Raw genomic sequence first — 6887 nt, 5'->3', positions numbered from 1 at the left:
TTATGATGGATCTACTAAGAATAAAGGTTGATCAAATTCTACTGGAGACATATCGTCAACTAGAATTTTTACAATTTTACCAGAAACTTCAGATTCGATTTCGTTGAATAATTTCATTGCTTCAATTACGCAAAGAACATCACCTTTAGATACAGTGCTTCCAACTTCAGTGAAAACTGGTTTATCTGGAGATGGTTTTCTATAGAATGTACCAATGATTGGAGATTTTATAGTAATATATTTAGAATCGTTAGCAGCTGGTGCTTCTGGAGTTACACTTACAACTGTTGGAGCTGTAACTTGTGGAACTGCCGCTTGAGGTAAAGCTGCTTGAGCAGGTAATTGCTGTACGTAAGTTGCCTCAGTTACATTTGTTTCTAAAGTTGTTCTGATCGTGATTTTTACATCATCCATTTCTAACTTCACTTCTGCAACGCCCGAATTTGCAACAAATTTGATTAGGTTTTGAATTTCTTTTAAATCCATAATGATTCGTTTTTAGTTTTAATTTATTTCTTATCGTAAGCCCATTTTAAGTAGATAGATCCCCAAGTGAATCCACCACCAAAAGCAGCAAAGATAATGTTATCTCCTTTTTTAAGCTTATTTTCAAAATCAGCCAATACTAATGGTAAAGTTCCAGAAGTAGTATTTCCGTATTTTTCAATGTTTACCAAAACTTTAGAATCTTCTAATTCTAATCTTCCAGCAGTAGCATCAATGATACGTTTGTTAGCTTGGTGTGGTACCAACCAGTCAACATCTTGATTTGTCAAATTGTTTCTTTGTAAAATCAATTCGCTGGCATCTGCCATATTAGTTACAGCATATTTGAAAACAGTTTTACCGTCTTGCATAATATTGTGCTGTCTGTTTTTTACAGTATCTTCTGAAGGTGGAATCAAAGAACCTCCTGCAGGAATTTTAAGGAAGTCGCGTCCTACGCCGTCACTTCTTAAATATTCATCTTGCAAACCTAAGCCTTCATAATTTGGTTCAAAAAGAACTGCTCCAGCTCCATCACCAAAAATAATACAAGTTGCTCTGTCTGTATAATCTACAATTGATGACATTTTATCAGCACCAATTAAAAGTACTTTTTTGTAACGTCCTGACTGAACATATGCTGCAGCCGTCGACATTCCGTACAAGAAACTTGAACATGCAGCTTGCAAATCATATGCAAATGCATTTGTTGCTCCAATTTCTGTTGCAACAAAAACTCCTGTAGAAGCCACCATCATATCTGGCGTTGCAGTTGCCATTATAATCATATCAATCTCAAGCGGATCAATATTTGCTTTAGCAATCAAATCCTTTGCTGCTTGTATAGCAAGGTACGATGTACCTTTATCAGCATCTTTAAGAATTCTTCTTTCTTTAATTCCTGTTCGAGCGGTAATCCACTCATCATTGGTATCAACCATTGTTTCTAGCACTTGGTTCGAAAGAACGAAGTCAGGAACATAAGCTCCAACAGCGGTAATTGCGGCTGTGATTGTATTCATTATATTCTATTATTTTCCTTTCAAATTATGATTAATTTGAAAAATTTTTAAAAGACCCGAAAATTACAAAAAAAAACGTAACGAATTTGTCTATATTTTCCTAAAAAACAAAAATTATAACCAACAAAAAAAACTCTCACTATGTGAGAGTTCTAGTATAATTTACAAAAACGTATTAAGCAACCGCTTCAGATTTATCGATAACAACTTGCCCTCTGTAGTACATTTTACCTTCATGCCAGTAAGCTCTGTGGTATAAATGCGCCTCACCTGTAATAGGACATGTAGCGATTTGAGCTACAGTAGCTTTGTAATGTGTTCTTCTCTTATCTCTTCTTGTTTTCGAGGTTTTTCTCTTAGGATGTGCCATTTTACTATATTATTTATCCGTTAATAGTTTCTTTAATTTTTCCCAACGCGGGTCAATATCTTCTTCTTTGTTACTCTCTTCCTTTTGTTCTTTTACACTCAGCTCATTCAGTTTTGTCAAAGCTTCTGTCTGAAGGCTTCCATCTTTAACCCCTGGATGAATTCTTTTTTGAGGTACAGAAAGCGCGATCATTTCATAAATATACTGCGCCACATCTATCTCATGTTCACCATGTGGTAAAATCAACAATTCTTCATTATCATCATTAAATTCATCTCCAAAGCGAACTATTAACTTCATTTTCCCTTTTATAGGTAAATCAAAATCTTCGCCTGTTAGATCACAAGGCACGTTTACCGCTCCTTTGTGTTTGAATTCTAACTCTAACATATTACTTTTCTTATCAAAAAGTAAATTGACTTTAATATCAGAATTTTGAAACTCATCGTACTCAAAATTCTTAAAGAACTCGTTATTTATCTGATACTCAAAATGGTGTTTTCCTAGTTTTAATCCTACGAAAGGAATTAAAAATTCTTTTGTTTTGCTCATTTCAACATCAATTTGAACAATTCAGTTCTAAAACTAGATATCTGAATTGGGGTGCAAAGATATAAAATTATTACAAATCTAATAATCTTATTCACCTTTTTTTGTTTATAACTGTTTTTCTTTTATTTTAAGAGGTTTTTGGCTAATCTCCTCATACTGATTACGCGAGCGAAAAATATCGATCGCAAGATATACTGCCTCCTTAAACGAATTGTAATCTGCCATGTCTTTTCCAGCGATATCATAAGCTGTACCGTGGTCTGGAGAGGTTCTAACTTTATTCAAACCTGCTGTATAATTCACTCCTTTTCCAAAAGACAATGTCTTAAACGGAATTAATCCTTGATCATGATACATTGCTACAATAGCATCATATTTTTCATAGTGACCGCTTCCAAAAAAACCATCTGCTGGAAATGGACCGAAAACCATCGTTCCTGAATCAAATATTTTTTTCAATGTTGGCTTCAAAACCAAATCGTCTTCTTTTCCAATTACACCACCATCACCAGCATGCGGATTTAATCCTAAAACTGCAATTTTCGGCTTAACAATACTAAAATCTTGAACTAGAGATTTTCTTATAGTTTCAATTTTTTTAGCAATTAACTCTTCAGTTAAATGAGAAGCCACTTCATTTAATGGCACGTGATCCGTAATTAAACCTACTCGCAAATTATCTTGAACCATCATCATAAGCGCATCGCCTTCTAATTCCTGATTCAAATAATCTGTGTGACCCGGAAATTTAAAATCTTCAGATTGTATATTGTATTTATTAATAGGGGCTGTTACTAAAACATCAATTTCACCATCTTTCAATGCTTGTGTAGCTGCTGTAAAAGATTTAATTGCGTATTCTCCTATTTTAGGATCATTTGCTCCAAAGTTAATATCAACACCTTCTCTCCAAAGATTTAAAACATTTACTTTACCTGGAATAACTTGATCTAATTTATCAACTCCGTGAAATTGAACTGTCGATGTAAAACTTTTTCTAACAAAAGAAAGAATTTTAGCATTTGCAAAAATAACCGGCGTACACAATTCCAACATACGAGAATCTTCGAATGTTTTTAGTATAACTTCGCTTCCAATACCGTTTAAATCTCCAACTGAAATTCCAACAATTATATTTTCTGCTTTTTTATTCATGAGCTCAGTTTATTTATTACTAATTTTGATGTGCAAATTTAGTAAAATAAAACCACAATGTTCACAGGAATTATAGAAACACTTGGTAGGATTCATGAAATTCAGAAAGACCAAAACAATCTTCACGTAACCGTTGACTCATCAATAACTCACGAATTAAAAATAGACCAGAGCGTCTCGCATAACGGAATATGCCTTACAGTAGTTGCAATTAAAGACTCTCTTTATACCGTAACCGCAATAGACGAAACCATTCTAAAAACCAATATTGGCGATTGGAAAGCTGGTGACATTGTAAATTTAGAAAGAGGAATGAAGCTTGGCGACCGTCTAGACGGACATATCGTACAAGGCCACGTAGACCAAACTGGAACTTGCATTAAAATCGAAGAAGCAAACGGAAGCTGGAATTACACTTTTGAATACGATAAAAACCAAAACAATATTACAATTGAAAAAGGCTCGATTACTGTAAATGGAGTGAGTCTTACGGTAGTAAATTCTAAAGAAAATGAATTTAGTGTCTCAATTATCCCATATACTTATGAGCACACTAACTTTAAAGATTTCAAAGTTGGAACAAAAATAAATCTTGAATTTGATGTCGTAGGAAAATACATTTCTAGACTTTATTCCATCAACAAATAACGTTTTGCATTTCAACATAAAAAAAGCTTCAATTTAAATTGAAGCTTTTTTTATGTTATTTTTATATATCACGGTAAGACCTAAAGCCAAACCTCCTATTGCTAGAAATATAATATTTTGATCTATTGGTATACCAGCATGATTATCACAATCTTCAACCAGATCTTCGCAATCATCATCCTCACCTGCTGTTGTATTCATACTTTTAGCGCTATTTAGCATCGGTTTTGGAGGATGCTCAGATCCAGCTGTAACTAATAAAACATTTAATAATAAGGCAATTACTAAAAATGGGGCTTTTAGATTCTTCATAAATTCAAGCTATTGCAAACTGCAATTCTAGATAATTATTGACAAATATTCTTTGGCGGAAATTTCATACAAATATATTTCTACCTCCAAAATCTTGGACAAAAGTATAAGTTTTTTGCACAAAACCAACTTTTAAAATCAAAAATACAAAACAAATTTTAACAGTTTTAACTAAAACCCCAATAATCCTTTTCAGAAAACGCCACAGAGGACAATACCTTTTTTTTATTACTAATCTCAACTCTTACAAGCTTATAAGAATTTCCTGATTTTAAAAAAATCTATTTTTTAGTCTTTTCAAAAATTCTGTAAAACAAACCTATCAAAACTAAGTTTAGATTCAACACAGATACAATAGAGAATACTCTCAAATTAATATATTTGTAAAAAATAAATTCGACTACTCAAATTTAAAGCAATTAACAACTCTCAATCAAGCAAATGAAAAACCAATATACAGTCGGAAGTTTATACGCAGGTGTTGGCGGCATTTGTCTAGGTTTTGAAAATGCAGGTTTTAAATTAGAATGGGCGAATGAATTTGATAAAAAAGCTTGCGTTACCTACAGAAATAACTTCGATCATACTCTTATCGAAGGCGATGTAATGCAACTTGAGACAAAAGATCTCCATAAAATTGACATTCTAACTGCTGGATTTCCGTGCCAGCCCTTTTCTCTTGCTGGCCATAGAAAAGGTTTTAAAGACAGTAGAGGAAATCATTTCTTTAAAATATTAGATTTTATTGATGAAATGAGACCGAAAGTGGTATTTCTTGAAAATGTCAAAAACCTAAAAGGACATGACAAAGGAAACACCATGAAAGTAATTCAGCGTGAAATAAAAAAACGCAATTATACTTTTGACAGCGCAATTCTCAACACCAAAGATTTTGGAAACATTCCACACAATCGAGAACGAATTTTCATGGTTGCGTTTGACAAAGATTTCGTCAAAAAAGGTTTCAAATTCAATTTTCCCGAAAAAGAAGAATTAACCAAAAAAGTTACCGATTTAATCACAAAAGAAAAAGTCGATAAAAAATTCTATTACACCGAAGACAAATACATGTACAACATGCTGAAAGAATCTGTTGTGAGAAAAGATAGAATTTATCAGTTCAGAAGGCAATATGTACGAGAAAACAAAAAAGAAGTTTGTCCCACGTTAACTGCAAATATGGGAACTGGCGGTCACAATGTTCCCATTATCACAACTGAATTTGGTTTTAGAAAATTAACGCCAAGAGAGTGTTTTCGTTTTCAAGGCTTTCCTGATCATTATAAATTGCCTAAAATTTCAAATTCTAGTCTTTACAAACAAGCTGGAAACTCAGTAAGCATGCCTGTTATAGAAAGACTTGCCACCGAAATATTCAAATGCATTGAGAAGGCTGAAACCAGACAATTAAAAGCCGAAAAAATTTAAATACTTAAAAGCATAATTGTTCCTTCTATTTTTGCCAGGCAAACTTCCAGATTTTTTTCAATTTCTTTACTCCAGAACCTCAAAATAGTCCAATTTTCAGAAACCAGAAAAGCATTGACTTCTTCGTCCCGCTGTATATTTCTTTCAATTTTCGGAATCCAATATTCGCGATTCGTTTTAATTCTCAGCTGCTCCGTTTCCCAATCTTTTCCATGAAAAAACTCGCTATCGACAAAAATGGCAATTTTATATTTGGCAAAAGTAAGATCAGGCCTTCCAAATACCTTTTTATTATTTTTTCGGTATCTGTGACCCAATTTCCATAACGCTTTAGCAAGCCTTACTTCGCCTTTTGTAGCAGTACTTTTTATCGCCTGCATAGTTTTCCTCCTCTGTTCTGGAGTTAATCCATCCATCTGAAGATTAAATTTGTTTTGGACGGATAAAGTTAAGGGATTTTAAGAAAAGTAAAGTTTAATTTTTGATGCGGAAAATTTCAATTTTCACATCTGCAAAGCATCAAAAACAAAAAAGCCTTTACATTTCTGTAAAGGCTTTGTGTTTCTAAAAGAGTGGTCCCACCTGGGCTCGAACCAGGGACCACCTGATTATGAGTCAGGTGCTCTAACCAGCTGAGCTATAGGACCGGTTTAGAGGATGCAATATTACTACTATTTTTCATTCACTCCAAATATTTTAAGACATCATTTGTATTTTATTTTTAAATCTTTTTTTGAATCTCAAAAACGAAATTGATTTTCAACGTCTTATTCAAAAATTAAAATGACATTTTTTTATTTAATTTCTTGACAAAGCTCGACCAAAACACCATTTGTGTTCTTCGGATGCAGAAAAACGACCAATTTATTATCGGCTCCCTTCTTCGGAACTTCATTAATTAAGACAAAACCTTC

General features: G+C 33.2%; 9 protein-coding genes, 1 tRNA gene and 1 pseudogene. 2 read left to right on the top strand and 9 right to left on the bottom strand.

The window, feature by feature from the left end:
- The 5 genes from accB to pdxA all read right to left on the bottom strand — a co-directional run bounded on the left by accB (window position 1) and on the right by pdxA (window position 3585).
- Window positions 1-486, bottom strand: a complete 486-nt coding sequence (accB, locus tag B3J44_RS01795; RefSeq protein WP_095928350.1) for an acetyl-CoA carboxylase biotin carboxyl carrier protein — start codon at window positions 484-486, stop codon at window positions 1-3.
- A gap of 23 nt (window positions 487-509) precedes the next feature.
- Entirely contained in the window at window positions 510-1508 is a 999-nt protein-coding gene (locus tag B3J44_RS01790; RefSeq protein ID WP_095928351.1) for a beta-ketoacyl-ACP synthase III, read from the bottom strand.
- A 175-nt stretch (window positions 1509-1683) separates the two neighbouring features.
- On the bottom strand, window positions 1684-1878 hold the full coding sequence (gene rpmF / locus B3J44_RS01785) for a 50S ribosomal protein L32 (protein ID WP_008465217.1): 195 nt from the start codon (window positions 1876-1878) through the stop codon (window positions 1684-1686).
- A gap of 9 nt (window positions 1879-1887) precedes the next feature.
- The gene (locus B3J44_RS01780; protein WP_198855385.1) at window positions 1888-2430 is read right to left on the bottom strand and encodes a YceD family protein; all 543 of its coding nucleotides are present in this window, start codon (window positions 2428-2430) and stop codon (window positions 1888-1890) included.
- A 105-nt stretch (window positions 2431-2535) separates the two neighbouring features.
- Entirely contained in the window at window positions 2536-3585 is a 1050-nt protein-coding gene (gene pdxA, locus B3J44_RS01775; protein WP_286965239.1) for a 4-hydroxythreonine-4-phosphate dehydrogenase PdxA, read from the bottom strand.
- Window positions 3586-3642: 57 nt separating this feature from the next.
- On the opposite strand from pdxA, the gene B3J44_RS01770 reads away from it, so the two are divergent.
- Window positions 3643-4233: a riboflavin synthase gene (locus tag B3J44_RS01770; RefSeq protein WP_278020243.1), complete on the top strand. Its 591-nt coding sequence runs from the start codon at window positions 3643-3645 to the stop codon at window positions 4231-4233.
- A gap of 33 nt (window positions 4234-4266) precedes the next feature.
- Here the strand turns inward: B3J44_RS01770 and B3J44_RS01765 are convergent, their stop codons facing one another.
- Window positions 4267-4545, bottom strand: coding sequence for a hypothetical protein (locus B3J44_RS01765; protein ID WP_286965237.1), 279 nt, complete (start codon window positions 4543-4545; stop codon window positions 4267-4269).
- A 441-nt stretch (window positions 4546-4986) separates the two neighbouring features.
- On the opposite strand from B3J44_RS01765, the gene dcm reads away from it, so the two are divergent.
- The gene (gene dcm, locus B3J44_RS01760) at window positions 4987-5973 is read left to right on the top strand and encodes a DNA (cytosine-5-)-methyltransferase (RefSeq protein ID WP_286965235.1); all 987 of its coding nucleotides are present in this window, start codon (window positions 4987-4989) and stop codon (window positions 5971-5973) included.
- On the opposite strand, the gene B3J44_RS01755 is transcribed toward dcm, so the two are convergent.
- From B3J44_RS01755 to B3J44_RS01745, 3 genes and pseudogenes are all read right to left on the bottom strand, one after another.
- Window positions 5970-6389 carry a very short patch repair endonuclease gene (locus tag B3J44_RS01755; protein WP_286965233.1) on the bottom strand — a complete coding sequence of 140 codons (420 nt, stop codon included), beginning with the start codon at window positions 6387-6389 and terminating at the stop codon, window positions 5970-5972. The two genes, dcm and B3J44_RS01755, sit on opposite strands and share 4 nt — an antisense overlap.
- A gap of 157 nt (window positions 6390-6546) precedes the next feature.
- Window positions 6547-6620 (bottom strand) — tRNA-Ile (locus B3J44_RS01750).
- A gap of 147 nt (window positions 6621-6767) precedes the next feature.
- A pseudogene (locus B3J44_RS01745) lies at window positions 6768-6887 on the bottom strand (methylmalonyl-CoA epimerase); the annotation flags it as partial.

Source organism: Flavobacterium sp. UBA4854, from assembly GCF_002399805.1.
In the GTDB taxonomy this organism is placed as follows: Bacteria; Bacteroidota; Bacteroidia; order Flavobacteriales; family Flavobacteriaceae; genus Flavobacterium; species Flavobacterium ginsengisoli.
Note: the sequence above shows the minus strand (reverse complement) of the source record. Positions and strands in the feature narration are given on the sequence as shown.

Coding starts and splice junctions, on each gene's coding strand:
- accB (WP_095928350.1), bottom strand. CDS start 486: ATGGATTTAAAAGAAATTCAAAACCTAATCAAATTTGTTGCAAATTCG.
- B3J44_RS01790 (WP_095928351.1), bottom strand. CDS start 1,508: ATGAATACAATCACAGCCGCAATTACCGCTGTTGGAGCTTATGTTCCT.
- rpmF (WP_008465217.1), bottom strand. CDS start 1,878: ATGGCACATCCTAAGAGAAAAACCTCGAAAACAAGAAGAGATAAGAGA.
- B3J44_RS01780 (WP_198855385.1), bottom strand. CDS start 2,430: ATGAGCAAAACAAAAGAATTTTTAATTCCTTTCGTAGGATTAAAACTA.
- pdxA (WP_286965239.1), bottom strand. CDS start 3,585: ATGAATAAAAAAGCAGAAAATATAATTGTTGGAATTTCAGTTGGAGAT.
- B3J44_RS01770 (WP_278020243.1), top strand. CDS start 3,643: ATGTTCACAGGAATTATAGAAACACTTGGTAGGATTCATGAAATTCAG.
- B3J44_RS01765 (WP_286965237.1), bottom strand. CDS start 4,545: ATGAAGAATCTAAAAGCCCCATTTTTAGTAATTGCCTTATTATTAAAT.
- dcm (WP_286965235.1), top strand. CDS start 4,987: ATGAAAAACCAATATACAGTCGGAAGTTTATACGCAGGTGTTGGCGGC.
- B3J44_RS01755 (WP_286965233.1), bottom strand. CDS start 6,389: ATGGATGGATTAACTCCAGAACAGAGGAGGAAAACTATGCAGGCGATA.